Here is a 22502-nt window from a genome sequence, read left to right as displayed (position 1 = left end):
AAATGCCGTCGTTGTCCTTAATGCGCTTTATCGTCAGCCACGGAGGACTGCAACGCCTGGGCGAAGGATTTCGCAATAGCCTGCCGCTGTGCCGGGGCAACGCTGGTGTTGATCAGGTTGGTGACCATGTTTCCCAGCACCATCAGGGAGAGATCGGTCGGAACCTTGTGTTTTTCCAGCACGTTCGCCAGCTCGCTCAGCAGTTGTTCAACGTGTTCATCACTATAACGGGAAATCTGTGGCATAAAATCAGAATCAGTCTCTTTATGAAAGGGCAACATATTACCGTAGCAACAGCTTTTTTTCTGCTTTTTTATCTCTGGTTTGATCTCTGGTTGCGCTGTTACCTCTGCGGTGGTTGAATACCGCCGGTCTAACAGGAGAGTTTATCATGAGTCTGGATATCAACCAGATTGCCCTGCACCAGCTTATCAAGCGTGATGAGCAAACCCTTGAGCTGGTGCTGCGCGATTCATTACTGGAGCCGACGGCCACCGTTGTAGAGATGATGGCCGAGCTGCACCGGGTCTACAGTGCAAAAAATAAAGCCTACGGTCTGTTTAACGAAGAGAGCGAGCTGGCAGACGCGCTGCGCCAGCAGCGCCAGGGCAACGACGATTTCCTCGCCTTCAGCCGGGCGGCGACCGGACGCCTGCGCGACGAGCTGGCGAAATACCCCTTTGCCGACGGCGGGATTGTGCTGTTCTGTCATTATCGCTACCTGGCGGTGGAGTATCTGCTGGTCGCGGTGCTGAACAATCTCAGCAGCATGCGCGTCAACGAGCAGCTCGATATCAGCTCCACCCACTATCTCGACATTAACCATGCCGATATCGTGGCGCGGATCGATCTCACCGAGTGGGAGACCAACCCGGAGTCCACCCGCTACCTGACTTTCCTGAAGGGAAGGGTAGGGCGCAAGGTCGCCGACTTCTTTATGGATTTCCTCGGCGCCAGCGAAGGGCTGAACGCCAAAGCGCAGAACCGCGGCCTGCTGCAGGCGGTGGATGACTTTACCGCCGAGGCACAGCTGGACAAAGCCGAGCGCCAGAGCGTGCGTCAGCAGGTCTACAGCTACTGCAATGAGCAGCTACAGGCCGGGGAGGAGATCGAGCTGGCGTCGCTGTCGAAAGAGCTGGGGGGCGTCAGCGAGGTAAGCTTCCAGGCGTTTACGGCGGATAAAGGCTATGAGCTGGAAGAGAGCTTCCCGGCGGATCGCAGCACGCTGCGTCAGCTGACCAAGTACGCCGGTAGCGGCGGCGGGTTAACCATCAACTTTGATGCGATGCTGCTCGGCGAGCGTATTTTTTGGGATCCGGCCACCGACACCCTGACCATCAAGGGTACGCCGCCCAACCTGCGCGATCAGCTGCAGCGCAGAACCTCTGGTAAGTAGCAATAAAAAACCCCGCCGAAGCGGGGTTTTTTTCAACACGTCAGCGATTAAGCGCGAACGAAGTCGATGTGAGCCAGTTTAGGTTTGTACGGGTGACGCTGTACAGCCTGAACTTTAACTTTTACTTCGGTACCGTCAACAACCAGGGTCAGAACTTCGCCGTAAAAACCTTCTTTGGCCTGCATGTTCATGACTTTGTCGTGATCCAGTTCGATAGCGATCGGGGCTTCAGTGCCACCGTAAACGATCGCCGGGAACTTGTTCGCGGTACGCAGGCGGCGGCTCGCACCCTTACCCTGCTCTTTACGTGCTTGTGCTTCGATAGTGAACATATCAATTTCTCTTTAATAATTCCTGCTACAGGCGACCCAGCAGCAGGCAGATTTCTGGCTTTACGGATGTAAAGCGGGCGATATAGTAGCCCTGAATCGCTTTTTCTTCAACGAAAAGTACGCTAACCACGTAATTCGTTTGCCCGGCGGAAGCGGCCTTCATAATCAAAGACCTTCTCCCGCACCTGCCAGTACTGGCCCTTCAGGCGCGCCACGACAAAATCGGGGTGACGTAGCAGCGCCTGCTGGGCCACGATATCGGCGGCCACGATCCAGCGCAGCGGCACCCCGGGCGTGCGGGTGTGCGGGCGGATAAAGAGCTGCTCAAAGGCGGTGCGCTGGGCAGGGGTATGCAGACGGAAGCGCTCGCTAACGTCGGCCCCATCCTCGTCGTAATAGGTGATCTTCAGCCACTCGCCCTTGTCGTCCGCGCCGTGCTGCAAGTCCATGCCGCCGCAGCGCAGCACAAGGGCGTCCTTCAGCTTCAGAGCTGCCTTCAGCATATCGTCCGGATCCACCAGAACTGTGTTGCACTCCCGGCAGCGGCGGGCGGCAATATCGTTTTCAGCATTGCACTGGGGGCAATTTTTAAAGCGGAAGCGATAGCTGCACTGCTCCCGGTGGCCCTCGTCATCCTCAAAAAAGCCCTGGCAGCGGCGGCCAAAGTGCTCGATTAACGTACCGTCGGCGGCCATCTTTCCCCAGAAGGTATTAGCAAAACCGCAGTCGGGGCAGAAGACCTGCACCGGCACGTTGTCACTTTTCCCTTTTGGCTCGCCGACTTCCGGGGCATAGAGATCGTGCGGGTTACCGGCGTAGTCGAGGATCAGACAGTCAGTTTTACCCGGCGCAAGACGCAGGCCGCGACCGACGATCTGCTGATAGAGGCTCACAGACTCCGTCGGACGCAGAATGGCGATCAGATCGACGTGCGGCGCATCGAAGCCGGTGGTCAGTACCGAGACGTTCACCAGATAGCGAAAACGCTTACATTTAAACTCCTCAATCAGTGCATCGCGCTCGGGGCCCGGCGTCTCGCCGGTGATCAGCGCCGCCTCGCCAGCGGGCAGCAGGCCGGTGACCTCCCGGGCATGCTCCACGGTGGCGGCAAAAATCATTACTCCCTGGCGCTCGGCGGCAAACTCGACGATCTGGCTGACGATGTGCGGGGTAATACGCTGCTGCTTTTTCAGCTCGCGGTTGAGATCCGCCTCGCTGAACAGGCCGCTGCTCTGGGCGTGCAACCGGCTGAAATCATACTGCACGATGGGCATATCCAGCCGCTCGGGGGGCGTCAGGTAGCCGTGCTTGATCATATAGCGTAGCGGCAGCTCGTAGATGCAGTCACGAAACAGCGCCTTCTCGTTGCCGCGCACCATGCCGTGGTAGTGGAACTGGTAGATCCACCCCTTGCCGAGGCGAAACGGCGTGGCGGTCAGGCCCAGCAGACGCAGGCGGGGATTGACCTGTGAGAGGTGGGTGAGGATCTGCTGATACTGGCTCTCATCGTCATCGCTGATGCGGTGGCACTCATCGACGATCAGCAGGGAGAACTCGCCCTGGAAGTGATCGAGGTTACGGGCTACCGACTGCACGCTGCCAAATACCACCTTGCCGTGGCTCTCTTTACGCTTCAGCCCGGCGGCGTAGATATCCGCCTCCAGCCCCAGCGCCAGATATTTGGCATGGTTCTGCGCCACCAGCTCTTTAACATGGGCGAGGACCAGCACGCGGCCACGGGCCACGCGGGCAAGCTCGGCGATCACCAGACTTTTGCCTGCGCCGGTAGGCAGAACGATGACTGCGGGCTCATGGCGATGGCGAAAGTGGGTGAGGGTGGCGTTTACCGCATCTCGTTGGTAGGGGCGTAGCGTAAAGGTCATTGTCTCTCGGCGTTCATTAGTCTGGTAATAGTATGCCACGATTTTTTCTCTTGAGCGCTGCTGCCAGGCCGTTATACTGAGAGATTCACAATTGCTTCTTTTTTTCGGACTTTTGTCCGACTCCGGCACTCTTTACAGGCAAATAAGACTTCATGCGACTTGATAAGTTTATCGCTCAGCAACTCGGCGTCAGCCGGGCTATTGCCGGGCGTGAAATCCGCGGCAGCCGCGTAACCGTGGATGGCGATATTGTTAGAAACGCCGCCTTCAAACTTCTGCCCGAGCACGAGGTAGAGTATGACGGCAGTACCCTCGTGCAGCAGACCGGCCCGCGCTACTTCATGCTGCATAAGCCGCAGGGGTACGTCTGCTCCACTGACGATCCCGATCATCCGACGGTGCTCTACTTCCTTGACGAGCCGGTCGCACATAAGCTGCACGCCGCCGGACGGCTGGATATCGACACTACCGGTCTGGTGCTGATGACCGACGACGGCCAGTGGTCACACCGCATCACCTCGCCGCGTCACCACTGCGAGAAAACCTATCTGGTGACGCTGGAGTCCCCGGTTAGCGACGATACCGCGGCGCAGTTCGCGAAAGGCGTTCAGCTGCATAACGAACCCGATCTCACCAGGCCCGCCGTGCTGGAGGTGCTCGCCCCCACCGAGGTGCGTCTGACCATCAGCGAGGGGCGCTACCATCAGGTTAAGCGCATGTTTGCTGCGGTAGGTAACCATGTTGTGGGGCTGCACCGCGAGCGCATCGGGGAGATTGTTCTCGACGCTGACCTGGCCCCTGGCGAGTATCGTCCGTTAACCGAAGAAGAGATCGCCAGCGTTAGCTTAACGTCCCGCTAAATCCCAGGAGCCCGTAGTGACCACCAGGCAGCACTCTTCCCTGCGCATTGTCTTTATTCTTGGCCTGCTGGCCATGCTGATGCCGCTCTCGATCGATATGTATCTGCCTGCGCTGCCGGTGATTGCCCAGCAGTTTGGCGTTCCGGCCGGTAGCGCTCAGATGACCCTGAGCACCTATATTCTCGGCTTTGCGCTGGGTCAGCTGCTCTATGGTCCAATGGCGGACAGCCTTGGCCGCAAGCCGGTGATCCTCGGTGGCACGCTGATCTTCGCCGTCGCCGCGGGTGCCTGTGCACTGGCGCAGAGCATCGATCAGCTTATCACCCTGCGTTTCTTCCACGGCCTGGCAGCGGCGGCGGCAAGCGTGGTGATCAATGCCCTGATGCGCGATATCTATCCGAAAGAGGAGTTCTCGCGGATGATGTCGTTTGTCATGCTGGTGACCACCGTTGCGCCGCTGCTGGCCCCGATGATCGGCGGTGCGGTGCTGGTCTGGTTAAGCTGGCACGCCATCTTCTGGATCCTGGCCATCGCTGCGCTGCTGGCCTCGCTGATGATCTTTTTCTTTATCAGCGAGACGCTGCCGGTCGAGCGGCGGCAGCCGTTTCGCATTCGCACCACCCTCGGCAACTTCGCAACGCTGTTTCGCCACAAGCGCGTGCTGAGCTATATGCTTGCAAGCGGTTTCAGCTTCGCGGGCATGTTCTCGTTCTTAAGCGCCGGGCCCTTTGTTTACATTGAGCTGAACCACGTTCTACCGCAAAACTTTGGCTACTACTTCGCGCTGAACATCGTCTTCCTGTTTATGATGACCATCATCAATGGCCGATTTGTGCGGCGGGTGGGGGCGCTAAGGATGTTCCGCGCCGGGCTGTGGATCCAGTTCGTTATGGCGCTGTGGATGGTGGTGAGCGCCGCGTTTGACGTGGGCTTCTGGGCATTGGTCGTGGGCGTCGCCGCCTTTGTTGGCTGCGTCTCGCTGGTGGCATCAAACGCGATGGCGGTGATCCTGGATGAGTTTCCACACATGGCGGGAACCGCTTCGTCGCTGGCAGGAACGTTCCGCTTTGGCATCGGTGCCATCGTTGGCGCGCTGCTCTCGCTGGCGACCTTTAACAGCGCCTGGCCGATGATCTGGTCTATTGCCTTCTGCGCAACCAGCTCCATTCTCTTCTATCTCTACGCCAGCCGTCCTAAGCGCCGCTAGCGCCTCTCTTCAGGGGGCTTAACTGCCCCTTCATTGATACACATCATCACAATCTATTGTGAGATTGCTATCATTTGTTTCTTTTATGTAAAATCCATTTGTGTAAATGTCACACTCTTGTAGTTAAAAAGGTTGAGTTAGATCGCAGAAACGGGTACATATACCCCCAAAAGGTGAGGTAAGCCATCATCCACCCACCCTAATAATGAGGCTGCTAATCTTGTAAATTCAAGGATGTAAGCGGTTACTGCGTCGTGACAGGCAGAAATGTCAATGATGTGTTAATATAGATGTAAATGAATTGTGAAGTGATTGCTTCGGGGAAGAACATGAATAGCTTAAATCTCTCTATTGTGCATCGGTTACCCCAAAGTTACCGCTGGCTGGCAGGCGCTGCCGGCTCGCAAGTTGAACCGATCCCCTCTAACGGCCAGAGCGGTGATAACTGCCTGGTGGCGTTAAAACTGCTGAGCCCGGACGGCGATAAAGCCTGGCCGGTGATGCACAAGCTTAGCCAGGCGCTGAACGATATCGAAGTCGACTGCTCCGTGCTGGAGTGTGAAGGTGAGCCGTGCCTGTTTGTGAATCGGCAGGATGAATTTGCTGCCACCTGTCGCCTGAAAAACTTTGGCGTGGCGATTGCCGAGCCGTTTGCCAGCACTGCCACTGCGCCTTTTTAAATGCTAGCTCAATGCTAGCAGCTGGCGCGTATAGTCGTTCTGCGGATCGGCAAACACGCGCTGGCACTCTCCCTGCTCAACCACCTCACCCTGCCGCAGGATAATCACCTGGTGGCACAGCGACCGCACCACCTGCAAATCGTGACTGATAAATAGATAGGCTAACCCATGCTTCTCCTGCAACGACTTCAGCAGCGCGATTATCTGCGCCTGCACGGTGCGATCCAGCGACGACGTGGGCTCATCCAGCACGATCAGCTCCGGCTGTAAAATGAGCGCCCGGGCGATGGCGATCCGCTGGCGCTGGCCGCCTGAGAACTCTGCCGGGTAGCGGTGGCGGGTTTCAGGATCGAGACCCACCTCCTGCATCACTGCAATCACCTGCGCCTCGCGCGCCTGCGGAGTCAGCGCGGGCTGATGCACGCGCAGCCCCTCCTCAATAATCTGCTGCACGTCGAGGCGGGGGTTAAGCGAGGAGTTGGGATCCTGAAAAACCACCTGCATCCGGTGACGCACCGGCAGCATCTGCTTCCGCGCCCACTGATGCAGCGGCTGACCGGCAAAGTTAATCGTCCCCTGCGAGGCGATCAGGCGCAGCAGCGCCAGCCCGGTGGTGCTTTTGCCCGAGCCGGACTCGCCCACCAGGCCTAAGGTTTCCCCTGCCCGCAGGGTAAAGCTCAGATCCTTGACCACTGGCTTCTGGCCGACGACGCGCTTAAAAATTCCCTTACGCAGCGGGAAGGTGACCCCGAGGCGATCCACCTCCAGCAGCGGCGGGGCATCGGACGGCAGCGGAACCGGTGCGCCCGCGGGCTCACTATTCAGCAGGCGCTGGGTATAGGCGTGCTGTGGGGCGCTAAACAGCGCTGCCGCCCGGTTCTGCTCAACGCAGCGGCCGTTATGCATCACCGCTACGCTGTCCGCCAGCCTGCGTACAATATTGAGGTTATGGGTGATAAACAGCAGGCCCATGTTTAGCTCGTCACGCAGCTCGCGCAGCAGCTGTAAAATTTGTGCCTGTACCGCCACGTCCAGCGCGGTGGTGGGTTCATCGGCGATAAGCAGCTCTGGGCGAGTGAGCAGCGCCATGGCAATCATCACCCGCTGGCGCTCGCCGCCGGAGAGCTGATGGGGGAAATCCCCCAGCCGCGCACGGGCGTTACGAATGCCGACCCGATCGAGACAGGTGAGGATCTCAGCGCGCGCCGCCTCCCGTCGCATACCGCGATGCAGGGAGAGGACTTCATAGAGCTGCTTCTCCAGGCTGTGCAGCGGGTTAAGCGATACCATCGGCTCCTGGAAAATCATGGCGATCTTATTCCCGCGCACGCCGCGCAGGGTCTGCTCGCTGGCGTAGAGCAGCGATTCGCCATGAAAGCGGATATCGCCGCTGGGGTAGACCACCGGCGGGGAGGGGAGCAGGCGCAGGATCGACAGGGCGCTAACGCTTTTGCCGGAGCCGGACTCGCCGACCAGCGCCAGGGTCTCCCCGGCCTCGACCTGCAGCGACAGATCGCTGACCACGGTGCGCAGCTGGTCCTGATGGCGGAAGGCGACAGAAAGCGAATCAATGGTGAGGAGGGGAGTCATATCAGAACGCCTTGTTGGGATCAAACGCGTCGCGCACCGCTTCGCCAATAAAGATCAGCAGCGAGAGCAGCACCGCCACCGACAGGAAGGCAGCAATACCCAGCCACGGGGCCTGCAAATTATTTTTACCCTGTAAGAGCAGCTCGCCGAGCGAAGGCGATCCCAGCGGCAGGCCAAAGCCGAGAAAGTCGAGCGAGGTCAGGGTCGTGATAGAGCCGCAGAGGATAAAAGGCAGGAAGGTGAGGGTAGCGACCATGGCGTTCGGCAGCATATGACGGAAAATAATGCCGCGATCGCCCACCCCTAGCGCCTGCGCCGCGCGGATATAGTCAAAGTTGCGGGTGCGCAGGAATTCCGCCCGCACCACGCCCACCAGGCTCATCCAGCCGAAGATCACCGTGATCGCCAGCAGCCACCAGAAATTTGGCTGGATCACGCTGGAGAGCAGGATGATCAGAAACAGCGTCGGCATCCCCGACCACACTTCAATAAAACGCTGGCCCCAGAGATCGATTTTACCCCCGTAATAGCCCTGTAGCGCCCCGGCCAGCACGCCAACCACGCTGGAGCAGAGGGTCAGCATCAGGCCAAACAGCACCGAGATCCGCGTTCCGTAGAGGATGCGCGCCAGTACGTCGCTGCCGTTGGCATCGGTTCCTAGCCAGTTTTGCGCCGAAGGAGGAGAAGGGAAAGGCGTGTCGGTAGCAAAGTTAATACTGGTGGCCCCAAAGCGGATCGGAGCCCATAGCGCCCAGCCGTGAGTCGCAATCTGCTGTTGCAGCCACGGATCCTGATAATCGGCCGGGGTGGCAAACTCGCCGCCAAACGCGGTCTCGCTGTAATCCCTGAGCACCGGCGCATACCAACGATCCTGATAGTGCACCAGCAGCGGCTTATCGTTAGCGATCAGCTCTGAGCCGAGGCTGAGGATAAAAATCACCGCGAAGATCCACAGCGACCAGTAGCCGCGGCGGTTATGGCGAAAGCGCGCCCAGCGGGCCTGGTTAACGTGGCTTAATCGACGCATCAGCGACCCTCAAAATCGATACGCGGATCGACCAGCGTGTAGCTGATATCGCTCAGGATATTCAGCAGCAGGCCAATCAGCGTGAAAATATAGAGCGTACCAAACATCACCGGATAGTCTCGCGACACGGTGGCCTCATAGCCCAGCAGGCCAAGACCGTTAAGGGAGAACATCACCTCAATCAGCAGCGATCCGGTGAAAAACATGCTGATAAAGGTGGCCGGGAAACCGGCGATCACCAGCAGCATAGCGTTACGGAAGACGTGGTTACGCAGAATAGCCCGCTCGCTCACCCCTTTCGCCCTGGCGGTAACCACATACTGCTTGCGGATCTCATCAAGAAACGAATTTTTAGTCAGCATGGTCAGCGCCGCGAAGCCGCCGATCACCGTCGCCAGCACCGGCAGGGTAATATGCCACAGGTAGTCGGTAATTTTTTGATACCAGGGCAGGGCGTCAAAGTTAGCCGACACCAGCCCGCGCAACGGGAAGATATCGTAGTAGCTGCCGCCGGCGAACAGCACAATCAGCAGGATAGCGAACAGAAAGGCGGGAATGGCGTAGCCGATGATAATAAACGCGCTGCTCCAGATATCGAAGCGGCTACCGTTGTAGACCGCTTTGCGGATCCCCAGCGGGATCGACACCAGATAGATAATCAGCGTTCCCCACAGCCCAAGGGTAATCGAGACCGGCATGCTGTCTTTGATCAGCTGTAGCACGGAGGCGCTGCGAAACAGGCTGTCGCCAAAGTCAAAGCGCACGTAGTTCCACAGCATGGTGAAGTAGCGTTCATACAGCGGCTTATCAAAGCCGTAGCGTTTGGTGATCTCGGCGATCACCTCTGGATCCAGCCCGCGTGCGCCGCGATACTGGCCTTCGCCCACGTTACCGACCCCGGTGCGGGCGTGGGTAGCGCCCATGTTTTCACCGCCGCCGCCCGGCATTCCGCCCTGTTGTCCGAACTCAATGGCGGCAATCGCCTGGTCCACCGGCCCGCCGGGCGCGATCTGGACAATAAAAAAGTTGATGGTGATGATCGCCCACAGGGTAGGGATCACCAGCAGCAGGCGGCGGATAAGATAGGCACCCATCGTCTTATGTACTCCTTAGCGCCTGTCGGCAGGCAGTTTTGCCGCTCTATTTACGTCGTACCACCAGGTATCAAACCCGAAGGAGTAGATAGGGCGCACCTCGGGCATTGAGAACTTATCCCAGTACGCAACGCGATCGGCCGCCATAAACCACATCGGCAGCATGTAGTAGTTCCAGGTCAGGACGCGATCAAGGGCGCGCCCGAGGGGAACAAGCTTCTCCTTATTCCCCTGGTTGGCAACGATCTGCCCCAGCAGGGCGTCGATCGCCGGGCTGCTAACGCCTGGCGTATTATAGGTGGAGTCAAGGTACTGCGACCCCCAGGAGATCTGCAGGTCGGTACCGGGCCACGGCGTTGCGCGCACGGTGCGCGGCATCATATCAAAGTCGCGGCTGCGCAGACGATTATTAAGCTGGGAGTTATCCACCTGGCGAATGTTCATGACAATCCCAAGACGCTGTAAGCTGTGCTGAAACGGCATTACCCACAGATTGTTGGCTCCGGCGGGCAGCAGCAGTTCAAAGCTAAAGGGCTTACCGGTTTTAGCGTTGACTCGCTTCTGATTTTTTAGCACCCAGCCCGCGTCCTCCAGCAGCTTGCTGGCCTTCAGCAAATTAGCGCGGTCGAAGCCATTACCTTTTGATACGGGCGGCTGATAGATCTGAGTAAATACCTCCGGCGGCAGGTCGGCCTTCATTGGGGCGAGCAGGGTAAGCTCTGCCGCATCCGGATAACCGCGCGCGGCGTACTCGGTATTCTGGAAATAGCTGTTGGTGCGGCTGTAGGCGTTATAGAACAGCGCCTTGTTCATCCACTCGAAGTCAAAGGCGAGAGTGAGCGCCTCACGCACGCGGCGGTCGCTAAACAGCGGGCGCTGGTTATTAAACGCCAGCCAGCGCGTATCCTGTGCCGATTCGTTTTTCAGCTCTCGTTTAATAATCTGGTGATTGCTGAAGTTTTTGCCGCTGTAGCGGGTGGCCCAGTTCTTGGCATCGCCCTCGGTACGCATGTCAAATGCGCCCGCCTTAAAGGCTTCAAAGGCGACGTTATCGTCGAGATAGTAGTCGTAGCGGATCGAATCGAAATTCCAGCGACCGCGGTTAACCGGCAGATTAGCGCCCCAGTAATCTTTCACCCGGCTGTAGACGATATACTGGCCCATACGCCACCGGGTGATGCGGTACGGCCCGCTGCCCAGCGGGGGCGTGGCAAGCGGATCGCTGAGCTTGTGATCTTTCCAGAACTTCTCCGGCATGACCGGCAGGGTAAGCAGGCTGAGCATATCCTCTTTGCCCGGTTTCGCAAGCTTGATGCGCACCGTGAGCGGGGCGATGGCTTCCATCGTTGTGCCCTTGTAGATCAGGCGAAACTGCGGCACCCCTTCAGTCATAAATTTATGGAAGGTAAAGACGACGTCGCGGGCGGTGATGGGCGAGCCGTCGTGAAAGGTCGCGCGGGGATTGAGCGCGATCTCCATCCACGAATAGTCATCGGCATAGCGTGCTACCTCGGCAATCAGCGGATAATAGCTGCCGGGTTCATCGTCGGAGGTGGTGTAAAGCGAGTCATAGAGTGACTCGGTACGCACGCCGGCATTGCCGCGCAGGGCAAAACGGTTGAAGTTATCGAACGTGCCAATCACCGATAGCGTAACGCTGCCGCCTTTGGGGGCTGCGGGGTTCACATAGTCAAAATGGGTAAAGTCGATAGCGTATTTCGGTTCGCCAATAACGGCGAAGGCATAGTTCTCTTTAATCGTCTGTGCCTGGCAGGTAAAGCAGATCAGGGCCAACAGCAGAGCAGAGAGGCGCGCAAACGTCATCAGGCAGTGTCCTTTTACCGAGCGCTGAGATTCAGTGAATGATAGGTGACCTTGAGGATATTGTGAATATCATTCGCGCGCTACCACACTGGGTAGAATTTGCCTGGCAACAGACCAAAAAAAAGCGCTGCCGTAGCAACGCTTTCTTTTATTATCTTTTCGCGATACCGGCCAAGGGAAAACCGATCCCGGAAAAAGTGCCGCGGACTCATTAGCTGCGAGCTAAAACGCGGCGCGCTTCATTGTAGCGCTTCTTCCAGTATGGCTCGTCCATATTGGAGATCATCACACCGCTGCTGGTGGACGCATGCACAAACTGGTTGTTACCGATATAGATGCCAACGTGGCGGCCGGTAGAGCCAGCGCGGAAGAGAACCAGGTCGCCGGTACGCAGGCTAGTGCGTGAAACCGATTTACCCATCTCCTGCTGTTCGTAGGTCGAACGCGGCAGCTCTAAGCCAAACTGTTCACGGAAGGTGCGCTGTACGAAACCAGAGCAGTCAATACCACGTTTGGTATCACCGCCAAGACGGTAACGCACGCCTTTCCAGCTGGCGTATTGATCCATAATTCGCGATTTGACGTCGAGATTACGAACCATACTTTCAAATTCATCCTGAGAGGCTTGCAGTGAAGAGGCATCTTCCATGCCCACAACATGCGTCTCAGGGTGCATATTCTTTGCGGTATTTGTCGAACAAGCTGAAAGCAGTGCCGCTACTGCAATCGCGGGGATAGCCCGCCAGAGATATCTCAGGAACGGTTGAGATTTGACCATGTTGCTTATTTTCCCTTGAAGTCCTTAACGATAAATAATCGTTATAAAATGCCAAACGTGACGAGACTAATTACTTGCGCACTGAGAGACAATTCCTCTTGGTCAAATCTGTGGAGAAACGCACAAATTAATTTACAGCGGGAATATTTATCTCTGTAAGGCGAAACGTCATCGAGATTACCCGATCGTATCCCCCATTGCGAGTAGTTTTATAGGATTTTTTATAAGAAATTATGATAGACAAAGTGAAAAAAATGATTTGGGTAAAAAGTGTTCAATTTCCCTTAAAAACCATTCAACTTACTAATTTGTAAACAAAATTAAATGACAGTTTGATGACAAATTGCGGCGAGAAGTAAAAATTTGTGTCAGGGATCCTAATGAATCCCTGATGTCTGGTGTTAATAATATTTTTTTAAATGTTATTAAATTGTATGTTTTTATTAGGCAGATAATGGTTAAAGCGTGAAATGACTTTGTCACTTAACGGTGTAAGCACGATCCACGGCAGGCCAATAAGCGCCGCAGAAAGGGAGCCAACGGCGATATCGCTAAACCAGTGCGCACCAATCATTACCCGTGGAAAGGCAAAAACCACAAAAATAATCAGGGCAACGATGAAGGTTTTGCAGCCAAAATAGCGCCACATAAATGTGGAAAAAATAAGCAGCATCATGCCGTGATCGCCAGGGAAACTGTCTTTAGAGGCATCTTTGGTGGAGAGGTTTGACAGTTCGCTGACGCGCCAGATATCGCTGAAATAGAGGGTAGGGCTGGCGCGTTTAACCGGATAGAGGTGCTGCGCCAGCTGGTTCACGATCAGCGCCGCCAGCAGCATCGTCAGGCCGATAGCCACAATACGTTGACGGCCTACGCTGTCGGCTTTTAGCCAGAACGCGAGCATGACGCAGCCCATGGCCAGCAGCGAGCAGGCGTCAAAGGCCCGGTTGTTGGTGATGGCCACTAGCCACAGAAAGGCGCGGCTCTCCACCAGCAGATGGTTGAAAAAATGAAAAATTGCAGAGTCCAGCGTAAACCACGCGCCATGATTAGCGGGCAGGTACCAGGATAAGAACAGGGCCAGCCCGGCAATGTTAAGCAATACTATAAGTGGCAGTCGATTTTTCATTATTCCATCACGGCAGATTCTAAAGCCGCAACGTTAATCGCTTTCCGCTAAACGAAGCTTCAACAGAGCGGACTGAAGCGCATTCCAGTCCACATCACCTTCTGCAATCAGCTCAATACGGCTGTCCGGCGGCGCAACGCTTTGCGTCTCGATATGAAAATCGTCCCCCTGGCGATTGATACGCACCAGACCTTCGGCAATGCGCATCACGCCTTTAACCCGTCCAACCGGGGCCAGGCGCGCCCACTCCAGAATGCCCACGGTATCAAACTGCGTTTCGGCATCAAAAATCCACCCGCAGGCCTGATGGCCCTGACCACTATTGAGACTGCGACGCCAGCGCTGGTGGGCGGGCAGGTTCAGCGCCGCCAACCCCTTTTTCTCCGCGTGGCTATGGTTGTGCCCGGCGCTGGTGGGCAGCGCGCGACGGTTACGGCGAGGCAGATCCAGCAGCGCCGGGTCGATTTCGCCCTGGGTCGCGTTCAGCAGCTGGCGGTCGCCGCCGAACTGCTGCCACCACTGGGCCAGCGCCGCTTCGCTCTCAGGGGTCGCACGATCGCTTTTATTCGCCACGATGATATCTGCCGCTGCCAGCTGATCGCGGAAGTTCTCATTGCTGACCGCTTTTTCATTCAGCAGCTGGCGCGGGTCAAGCAGGCAGAGGGTGGCGCGCAGGTCGATCCACGGCTCATATACTTCAGCCGTCAGGATATCAAGGATCTGCTTCGGATGGCCGAGGCCGGTGGGCTCAATCAGCAGGCGATCGGGTTTGCCCTGGCGCAGCAGCGTATTCAGCCCCACCTGCATCGGCAGACCGTTGACGCAGCACATGCAGCCGCCAGGGATCTCTTTGAGCAAGGCGCCGCTTTCTGCCATCAGCGCGCCGTCAATGCCGACCTCACCAAATTCATTGACCAGCACGGCCCACTTTTCGCCCTCGGGCTTATTCGCCAGCAGATGCAATATAGAGGTGGTTTTGCCGGTGCCCAGGAAGCCGGTAATTAAATTGGTCTTAGTCACATTCACTCCAGAAATAGTCCCGCCCGATAAGGGGCGTCAAAACGATGCCATCATCCTGGCGAAAAAAGAGTGAAAAGAGAAGGGTGAACGCGGACGGCAGCATTTTCCGTCCGCGGTAAACGCAGGAAAGGTTAACTCTGTAGCGTGGAGATCACCGCCTGATGCGCGCCCTGGGTGGCAATGCGCTGCCAGGCGGCTTCAATGCCGGAGACAAAAGCCGGGTTTTGCGGCAGGTCGTTGCCAAAGATTTCGCTAAGAGAGAGCAGGGCGGCAACGCGCTCGTGCTCGCTGCTCTGAGCGACTTTCTCACGGAAGGTGTCCGCCAGCGGATCGCGCACATCAATCGCATTGCCCGCGTCATCAACGCCGCTGACGTAGCGCATCCAGCCTGCGACGCCCAGGGCCAGCAGCGGCCATGGGGTTCCACGCGTCAGATGGAGGCGAATACTCTCCAGCATGCGCTGGGGGAGCTTTTGGCTACCGTCCATTGCAATCTGCCAGGTGCGGTGCTGCAGCGCCGGGTTGGCAAAGCGCGCCAGCAGGCTCTCGGCATAGTCAGTGAGATCGACGCCGGTAATGCGCAGCGTGGGTGCCTGCTCGTCCAGCATCAGACGTCGGGCGGCGGCACGGAAATGCGCGTCGGCCATACAGTCGTTGATGTGGGCAAAGCCAGCCAGGTAGCCGAGGTAAGCTAAAAAGGAGTGGCTGCCGTTGAGCATCCGCAGCTTCATCTGCTCCCAGGGCAGAACATCCTCTACCATCTGCACCCCTGCGGCTTCCCACTCAGGACGCCCGGCGACGAAGTTATCTTCAATCACCCACTGGATAAACGGCTCACAGCTGATGGCGCAGGGATCTTCTACCCCCAGCACCTCGGCAATCTCGGCCAGCGAGGCGTCGGTGGCCGCCGGCACAATGCGATCGACCATCGTGCCCGGGAAGCTCACCTGCTCGCCAATCCACTCTGCCAGCTCGGCGGATCGCTGCTGCGCCATCCCCAGCACGGCGTTTTTGACTACGTGGCCATTGTCGGGAATGTTGTCGCAGGAGAGAACGCTAAAGGGCGGCAGGCCCCGCTCACGGCGGCGGGAGAGGGCTTCAACCAGAATGCCCGGCGCAGAGTGCGGCGCCTGTGGGTTCTGCAGATCGTGCATGATGCGCTCGTTGCGGGTATCCAGTTTGCCGGTAGCCGGATCGATGCAGTAGCCTTTCTCGGTGATGGTCAGGGAGACAATGGCGACCTGCGGCTCGCAAAATTTCTCAATAATGGCTGCCAGCGAATCGAGTTTAGCGTTAAGGCACTCTTTTACCGCGCCAACAATAATGGCCTGGTTGCCTTCTGCACCTTTCTCCAGCACGGTAAACAAATGATCCTGCTCACGAAGCTGGGTCATTAAGGCGTCACCGCTAAACAGGCTGATCTCACAGATCCCCCAGTCGCCGCCCCGGGCGTTCAGCACCCGATCGGTTAGCAGTGCCTGGTGGGCGCGGTGAAAAGCGCCAAATCCAAAATGGACAATACGCGAGCGCAGCGCCTGACGATCGTACCCTGGCCGTTGAACGCTGTCCGCGAGGGCAACTGAGGCAATATTTTTCATGACCAACACACCTGATTAACTAATAATTAACAAGATGCAGTGTAAAGTTATATGACAGCAAATTAAATTGGTGTGCCTCAAATATCTGCGGAACGTGAGCTGGATCAATCAAAGCAGGGGCACCAATTGACCCTGGTTGGGAAACATGTATGGTAGTCGTCATCTGTATGAGCCATATTGGTATAACAACTTTATTTGAGGGTTAGGCGATGGAACACACCTGGCGTTGGTACGGTCCGAACGATCCGGTTTCTCTTGATGATGTGCGTCAGGCAGGCGCAACGGGCGTAGTCACTGCGCTGCACCATATTCCCAACGGTCAGGTCTGGCCGGTGGAAGAGATCAAACAGCGCCAGGCGCTGCTGGCCGAAAAAGGGTTAACCTGGTCGGTGGTTGAGAGCATCCCGGTGCATGAAGAGATCAAAACCCACAGCGGTCAGGTTGATACCTGGATTGCCAACTATCAGCAGAGCATCCGTAACCTTGCGGCCTGCGGTATCGATACCGTTTGCTACAACTTTATGCCGATCCTCGACTGGACGCGTACCGATCTGGAGTATGAGCTGCCGGACGGCTCCAAAGCCCTGCGTTTCGACCAGATCGCCTTTGCCGCCTTTGAGCTGCACGTGCTGAAGCGCAACGGTGCGGAAGCGGACTACAGCGACGAGGAGCAGCGCCAGGCTAAAGCCTGGTTCGATAACGCCAGCGAGGCGGAGATCGACAAACTGACCCGCAATATCATTGCCGGCCTGCCGGGAGCGGAAGAGGGCTACACCCTCGATCAGTTCCGCGCTCGCCTGGCGGAGTATGACGGCATCAATAAAGCGCAGCTGCGGGAAAACATGGCCGTCTTTCTGCGGGCCATTGTTCCAGTGGCAGAAGAAGCTGGCGTGCGCCTGGCGGTACACCCGGACGATCCGCCGCGCCCGATCCTCGGTCTGCCGCGCATTGTTTCTACCATTGAAGATATGCAGTGGCTGAAAGAGACCGTCGACAGCATTAATAACGGCTTCACCATGTGCACCGGCTCCTATGGCGTCCGCGCCGATAACGATCTGGTGAAGATGGTAGAAACCTTCGGCGATCGCATTCACTTCACCCACCTGCGTTCAACCTGTCGGGAAGAGAACCCAAAAACCTTCCACGAGGCGGCGCATCTGCAGGGCGACGTGGATATGGTGTCGGTAGTGAAAGCAATTTTGACCGAAGAGCAGCGCCGCAAACAGGCGGGCGACCTGCGTCCGATCCCGTTCCGTCCGGATCACGGTCATCAGATGCTTGACGATCTGCGTAAGAAAACCAACCCGGGCTATTCGGCGATTGGTCGCTTGAAGGGAATGGCGGAAGTGCGCGGCGTAGAGCTGGCGCTGAAGCAGGTGATGTTCCGCGATTTATTATAAGTCTGACGTAGGCCGGGTAAGCGTAGCGCTACCCGGCTTTTATAATGCTTATGGAGCTTTAATCTGCACGGCCCATGTAGCGGCTCTCTTCGATATGAATGCGGATCTTCTCGCCGGTGGTCAGGTATTCAGGTACCTGGATCACCAGACCGGTGCTCAGGGTCGCCGGCTTGGTGCGTGAGCTGGCCGATGCGCCTTTGATGCCCGGTGCGGTCTCCACAATCTCCAGATCCACCGTCTGCGGCAGCTCCAGTGCCAGCAGCTGACCATCCCACGTCAGAACCTGCATATCCGGCATACCGCCTTCTGGAATAAACTGCAGCTCTTCTTCAATCTGCTCTTTGGTGAAGATATACGGGGTGTAATCCTCTTTATCCATAAAGACGTACTCATTGCCGTCCACGTAGGAGAAGTCAACGAAGCGACGGGTCAGGGTCACGGTATCCACGATATCATCGCCCTTGAAGCGCTCTTCCACTTTCATCCCGGTACGGACGTCGGCGAAGCGCATTTTATAGAGGGTGGCTGCACCGCGGGCGCTGGGGGATTGAATATCGATATTTTTAACAATCAGCAGCTTGCCGTTGTAATTTAATACCATACCTTTTTTAATTTCGTTCGCTCTTGCCATGATGGATCCTGTGCGGGAAAAGTGGAAAAAATATCGCGACAAAGTACTCGCGAGGGGCGCAGTTGGCAAGCCTCTTCGCCAGGTTTTGCATCTTGACTACAAAAAGTGTTAGCGTGCGGCAAAAGGTCGGCATTTGCTGCGCGATCGTTCGCTAAAAGAGAGCCGTTTATGGAGTGTCGCCCGGACTGCGGAGCCTGCTGTACCGCCCCGTCAATCAGTAGTCCTATTCCTGGGATGCCCAACGGCAAACCGGCCAACACGCGCTGCGTTCAGCTCTCAGCGGATAACCTCTGCAACATCTTTGGCTCGCCCCTGCGCCCGAAGGTCTGCTCCGGCCTGCAGCCGTCCCAGGAGATGTGCCTTACCAGCCGCGACGCGGCGATAACCTGGCTGCTTCAGCTCGAAGCGGCAACCGCGCCCTAAACGTCCTTGATCCGCGCCAGGCAGACGGCGGCGATCAGCACCATGACCAGCGCGAACCAGAATACGGCGTGGTAGTTCCAGAGCTCTGCCACCACCCCTGCCAGCGAACCGGCGATGATCCAGCCTACGCGCGTGGTATTGGTATAGAGCGTGGTGGCTGCCCCCGCCTGGCCCGGCATCAGATCCTGGAAGTAGAGCATGCCAATCCCCGCCAGAATGCCGATATAGATGGCGTTCAGCAGCTGGAAGGCCAGCAGCAGGGCAGGGGTATGCACCGTCAGCATCCCGATATAGAACAGCAGGCCGCCCGCCACCGCAATGCGCATCAGAAAACGTTTACCGAAGCGTTTTGCGTAATAGCCCGCAATCAGCATCGTTGGGATCTCCAACCCGGCGGCGGTGCCCATCATCACCCCAGCAAGCTTCTCCGGCAGGTGCAGCTCATCAATGATAAACAGCGGCATATTGATAATGTACAGGCTGTTGGTGCCCCACATCAGGGTGCAGATAGTAAACAGCAGCAGAGCATCGCGACGGTTGGTTCGCGGCGCTTCTACCACGCCGGTGGCGAGGCGCGGCTCTTTGCGCATGGTAGGCAGAAAGAGCCAGACCATCACGCCGCAGACGATGAAAGCGACCCCTGCACTGAGGTACATGGCGGTAAAGCCAAACCCCATTGCCAGGGCGTAGGCCAGCGGTGGGCCGATGACCCATGCGAGTGACACCTGAGCGCGCAGTATTGAGCTGAACATCACCGCTTCCCGACCGGTTTGGTCAGCGTGCTCGCGGGCGAGGGCGAACATCTGCGGGTTGGCGGTAGAGCCGAAGCTGCTTAGAAAGACCCCGATAAACAGCAGAATAAAGTAGTTGCGGTTCCAGGCAAACAGCACGCAGGCCAGCATGCCGAGCAGGCAGCAAAAGACGATCAGGTTTTTCCGGCTGCCTTTGCGGTCGGATCGCCCGGCCAGGAACTGGCTCACCAGGATGCCGATCACCGCGCTGCCGGTGAAGAAGAAGCCCACCATCGCCGGGCGAGCGTGAACCTCATTAGTTAAAAACAGGCTCAGGGTCGGGGTCTGTAACGCTCCGGCGATACCGGTTAAAAAGGCAACGATCAGGAACGCGGCAGAGGTGAAATCAACGGGTCTGTGGGCAGCGTCAGCAGGGGAAGTTTGCATCTTTTACTATTGTTTAGAGTAGAGAGACGCGGAGTTTACGCCGCTGGAGCAAAAATAGACAGCCATCGAGCTGGGTTTTGCCACAAAAAATCAAAACGCTATTTTGAAATAATTATCATTAAAGCTGACGTTGCTGAAACACAGCGTCGAAAGCAGCTTTGAGTTCAGCAGCGCGTCGGCAGGCGTTAAAGAAATGTGCATTGGTTCTAAATTTTTGCACCTCGATTAAGAGTTTCCTTGATCCCTGAAGCGGTGTGAGCAAGACTTCGTGAAACGTTTCAGCGTCATCGCGGCGATCGTTCTCGCCTCGGTGACGCTCCATTTCACCAGCTAGCTGAAACGATTCAAGTTCAGCAGGAGTGGAGATTCATGTTCCAGTTATCCGTTCAGGACATCCATCCGGGCCAGCAGGCCGGTAATAAAGAAGAGGCGATTCGCCAGATCGCGGGCGCGCTGGTGCAGGCGGGCAACGTGGCTGACGGCTACGTGGCCGGCATGCTCGCCCGTGAGCAGCAGACGTCGACCTTTCTCGGCAACGGCATCGCTATTCCGCACGGTACCACCGACACCCGTGACCAGGTGCTGAAAACCGGCGTGCAGGTCTACCAGTTCCCGCAGGGTGTTCTGTGGGGTGAAGGGCAGGTGGCCTATGTTGCTATCGGCATCGCTGCCAGCTCAGACGAACATTTGGGCCTGCTGCGCCAGCTGACCCACGTTCTGAGCGACGATGACGTCGCAGCCCAGCTGCAATCTGCTACCACCGCTGAAGAGCTGCGCGCCCTGCTGATGGGTGAAAAGCAAAGCGCTGGCATGAAGCTGGACAATGAAACACTGACTCTCGACGTCGCGGCCAGCGATCTGGTGACGCTCCAGGCGCTGAACGCCGGACGTCTGAAAGAGGCCGGGGCGGTTGATGTAAACTTCGTGACCCGCGCCATCAGCGAACAGCCGCTGAACCTCGGCCAGGGGATCTGGCTGAACGACAGCGCCGAAGGCAACCTGCAAAGCGCTATCGCCGTCAGCCGGGCGGCAAACGCCTTTGACGTGAACGGCGAGCGCGCGGCGCTGCTGGTCAGCGTCGCCATGACCGACAGCGGCCCGGAAGCGGTGCTGAAGCGTCTGGCTGACATGCTGCTGGCCAATAAAGCTGACCGTCTGCTGACAGCTGACGCAGCGACGCTGCTGGCGCTGCTGACCAGCGATGACGCGCTGAAGGATGACGTGCTGAACGCCGAGTTTGTGGTACGCAATGAGCATGGCCTGCACGCCCGTCCGGGAACGATGCTGGTCAACACCATTAAACAGTTTAACAGCGACGTCACCGTCACCAACCTGGACGGCAGCGGCAAACCTGCCAACGGTCGCAGCCTGATGAAGGTTGTGGCGCTGGGCGTCAAGAAAGGCCACCGCCTGCGCTTTACCGCTCAGGGGGAAGATGCTGAACAGGCGCTGAAGGCGATTGGCGACGCCATCGCAGCCGGTCTGGGGGAGGGCGCATAATGAGCAGACGTGTAGCCACCATCACCCTTAACCCTGCCTACGACCTGGTTGGGTTTACCCCGGAAATTGAACGCGGTGAAGTCAACCTCGTGCGCACCACCGGCCTGCACGCCGCAGGTAAGGGGATCAACGTCGCCAAAGTGCTTAAAGACTTAGGTATTGATGTTACCGTCGGCGGTTTCCTCGGCAAAGATAACCAGGATGGCTTCCAGCAGCTGTTCAGCGAGCTGGGGATCGCCAACCGTTTCCAGGTGGTGCAGGGCCGTACCCGCATCAACGTTAAGCTGACCGAAAAAGACAGCGAAGTCACCGATTTCAACTTCTCCGGTTTTGAAGTGACCCCGGCTGACTGGGAACGCTTTGTCGCCGACTCCCTGAGCTGGCTGGGCCAGTTCGACATGGTCTGCGTCAGCGGCAGCCTGCCGGCGGGCGTTAGCCCGGAAGCGTTCACCGACTGGATGACGCGTCTGCGCAGCCAGTGTCCGTGCATCATCTTTGACAGCAGCCGCGAGGCGCTGGTCGCCGGGCTGAAGGCCGCGCCGTGGCTGGTAAAACCGAACCGCCGCGAGCTGGAGATCTGGGCCGGGCGTAAGCTGCCCGACCTGAAAGATGTGATTGAAGCCGCTCATGCCCTTCGCGAGCAGGGAATTGCCCACGTGGTGATCTCGCTGGGCGCAGAAGGGGCGCTGTGGGTTAACGCTTCAGGCGAATGGATCGCCAAACCGCCGTCAATGGAGGTGGTAAGCACCGTTGGCGCCGGGGATTCGATGGTTGGGGGGCTGATCTACGGCCTGCTGATGCGTGAGTCCAGCGAGCATACGTTACGCCTTGCGACCGCTGTCGCGGCGCTGGCCGTGAGCCAGAGTAACGTCGGCATTACCGATCGTACCCAGTTAGCCGCGATGATGGCGCGCGTTGACTTAAAACCTTTTAACTAACAGCAGGAGAGCAT

The 22502-nt window shown here is 57.5% G+C and carries 21 protein-coding genes; 8 read left to right on the top strand and 13 right to left on the bottom strand.

Going from position 1 to position 22502, the window contains the following annotated elements; translation table 11 throughout:
- Positions 1-17: 17 nt before the first annotated feature.
- Entirely contained in the window at positions 18-245 is a 228-nt protein-coding gene (locus NR795_RS10175) for a YejL family protein (protein ID WP_042389941.1), read from the bottom strand.
- 146 nt (positions 246-391) lie between these two features.
- Here NR795_RS10175 and yejK point away from each other — a divergent pair, with 146 nt between their 5' ends.
- Complete coding sequence (yejK, locus tag NR795_RS10170) at positions 392-1396, top strand: nucleoid-associated protein YejK (RefSeq protein ID WP_257758133.1); 1005 nt, start codon at positions 392-394, stop codon at positions 1394-1396.
- A gap of 47 nt (positions 1397-1443) precedes the next feature.
- Here yejK and rplY read toward each other — a convergent pair whose 3' ends face one another.
- Together rplY and NR795_RS10160 are read right to left on the bottom strand one after the other, a co-directional pair.
- Complete coding sequence (gene rplY / locus NR795_RS10165; RefSeq protein WP_144817050.1) at positions 1444-1728, bottom strand: 50S ribosomal protein L25; 285 nt, start codon at positions 1726-1728, stop codon at positions 1444-1446.
- Between the two features lie 122 nt (positions 1729-1850).
- Entirely contained in the window at positions 1851-3611 is a 1761-nt protein-coding gene (locus tag NR795_RS10160) for a DEAD/DEAH box helicase (protein ID WP_257758293.1), read from the bottom strand.
- Positions 3612-3763: 152 nt separating this feature from the next.
- Here NR795_RS10160 and rsuA point away from each other — a divergent pair, with 152 nt between their 5' ends.
- The 3 genes from rsuA to NR795_RS10145 all read left to right on the top strand — a co-directional run bounded on the left by rsuA (position 3764) and on the right by NR795_RS10145 (position 6358).
- Positions 3764-4471: a 16S rRNA pseudouridine(516) synthase RsuA gene (rsuA, locus tag NR795_RS10155; RefSeq protein ID WP_257758131.1), complete on the top strand. Its 708-nt coding sequence runs from the start codon at positions 3764-3766 to the stop codon at positions 4469-4471.
- Between the two features lie 16 nt (positions 4472-4487).
- Entirely contained in the window at positions 4488-5678 is a 1191-nt protein-coding gene (locus tag NR795_RS10150) for a Bcr/CflA family multidrug efflux MFS transporter (protein WP_257758130.1), read from the top strand.
- A gap of 329 nt (positions 5679-6007) precedes the next feature.
- A complete protein-coding gene (locus NR795_RS10145; protein WP_042389664.1) occupies positions 6008-6358 on the top strand; it encodes a YejG family protein in 351 nt (116 codons plus the stop codon).
- A gap of 3 nt (positions 6359-6361) precedes the next feature.
- Here the strand turns inward: NR795_RS10145 and yejF are convergent, their stop codons facing one another.
- The 8 genes from yejF to NR795_RS10105 form a co-directional block, all read right to left on the bottom strand.
- A complete protein-coding gene (yejF, locus tag NR795_RS10140) occupies positions 6362-7948 on the bottom strand; it encodes a microcin C ABC transporter ATP-binding protein YejF (protein WP_257758128.1) in 1587 nt (528 codons plus the stop codon).
- A 1-nt stretch (position 7949) separates the two neighbouring features.
- Positions 7950-8975, bottom strand: a complete 1026-nt coding sequence (locus NR795_RS10135) for a microcin C ABC transporter permease (protein ID WP_257758124.1) — start codon at positions 8973-8975, stop codon at positions 7950-7952.
- On the bottom strand, positions 8975-10069 hold the full coding sequence (locus tag NR795_RS10130) for a microcin C ABC transporter permease YejB (RefSeq protein WP_257758122.1): 1095 nt from the start codon (positions 10067-10069) through the stop codon (positions 8975-8977). Before NR795_RS10130 ends, NR795_RS10135 begins: the two co-directional genes overlap by 1 nt.
- Positions 10070-10084: 15 nt before the next feature.
- Entirely contained in the window at positions 10085-11893 is a 1809-nt protein-coding gene (locus NR795_RS10125; RefSeq protein ID WP_257758120.1) for an extracellular solute-binding protein, read from the bottom strand.
- Positions 11894-12104: 211 nt separating this feature from the next.
- Positions 12105-12671: a bifunctional murein DD-endopeptidase/murein LD-carboxypeptidase gene (gene mepS / locus NR795_RS10120; RefSeq protein WP_042389677.1), complete on the bottom strand. Its 567-nt coding sequence runs from the start codon at positions 12669-12671 to the stop codon at positions 12105-12107.
- Positions 12672-13086: 415 nt separating this feature from the next.
- Entirely contained in the window at positions 13087-13800 is a 714-nt protein-coding gene (locus NR795_RS10115; protein ID WP_257758119.1) for a phosphatase PAP2 family protein, read from the bottom strand.
- Positions 13801-13833: 33 nt separating this feature from the next.
- Positions 13834-14820 carry a GTP-binding protein gene (locus NR795_RS10110; protein WP_257758113.1) on the bottom strand — a complete coding sequence of 329 codons (987 nt, stop codon included), beginning with the start codon at positions 14818-14820 and terminating at the stop codon, positions 13834-13836.
- Positions 14821-14951: 131 nt separating this feature from the next.
- On the bottom strand, positions 14952-16418 hold the full coding sequence (locus NR795_RS10105; protein WP_257758110.1) for a mannitol dehydrogenase family protein: 1467 nt from the start codon (positions 16416-16418) through the stop codon (positions 14952-14954).
- 209 nt (positions 16419-16627) lie between these two features.
- Here NR795_RS10105 and uxuA point away from each other — a divergent pair, with 209 nt between their 5' ends.
- Entirely contained in the window at positions 16628-17818 is a 1191-nt protein-coding gene (uxuA, locus tag NR795_RS10100; RefSeq protein WP_257758108.1) for a mannonate dehydratase, read from the top strand.
- 58 nt (positions 17819-17876) lie between these two features.
- On the opposite strand, the gene yeiP is transcribed toward uxuA, so the two are convergent.
- Entirely contained in the window at positions 17877-18449 is a 573-nt protein-coding gene (gene yeiP, locus NR795_RS10095) for an elongation factor P-like protein YeiP (protein ID WP_042389687.1), read from the bottom strand.
- Between the two features lie 168 nt (positions 18450-18617).
- On the opposite strand from yeiP, the gene NR795_RS10090 reads away from it, so the two are divergent.
- Entirely contained in the window at positions 18618-18872 is a 255-nt protein-coding gene (locus tag NR795_RS10090; RefSeq protein ID WP_257758103.1) for a YkgJ family cysteine cluster protein, read from the top strand.
- Here the strand turns inward: NR795_RS10090 and setB are convergent.
- The gene (setB, locus tag NR795_RS10085) at positions 18869-20050 is read right to left on the bottom strand and encodes a sugar efflux transporter SetB (protein ID WP_144817076.1); all 1182 of its coding nucleotides are present in this window, start codon (positions 20048-20050) and stop codon (positions 18869-18871) included. The genes NR795_RS10090 and setB overlap by 4 nt on opposite strands.
- A gap of 369 nt (positions 20051-20419) precedes the next feature.
- On the opposite strand from setB, the gene fruB reads away from it, so the two are divergent.
- Both fruB and fruK read left to right on the top strand, forming a co-directional pair.
- Complete coding sequence (gene fruB / locus NR795_RS10080) at positions 20420-21550, top strand: fused PTS fructose transporter subunit IIA/HPr protein (RefSeq protein ID WP_238085213.1); 1131 nt, start codon at positions 20420-20422, stop codon at positions 21548-21550.
- On the top strand, positions 21550-22488 hold the full coding sequence (gene fruK, locus NR795_RS10075) for a 1-phosphofructokinase (RefSeq protein ID WP_144817081.1): 939 nt from the start codon (positions 21550-21552) through the stop codon (positions 22486-22488). Before fruB ends, fruK begins: the two co-directional genes overlap by 1 nt.
- Positions 22489-22502 lie beyond the last annotated feature (14 nt).

This window comes from Pseudescherichia sp. L3, from assembly GCF_024656065.1.
Taxonomy (GTDB): Bacteria; Pseudomonadota; Gammaproteobacteria; order Enterobacterales; family Enterobacteriaceae; genus Pseudescherichia.
The sequence above is the reverse complement of the archived record's forward strand: the minus strand, read 5'-3'. Positions and strand labels throughout refer to the sequence as shown.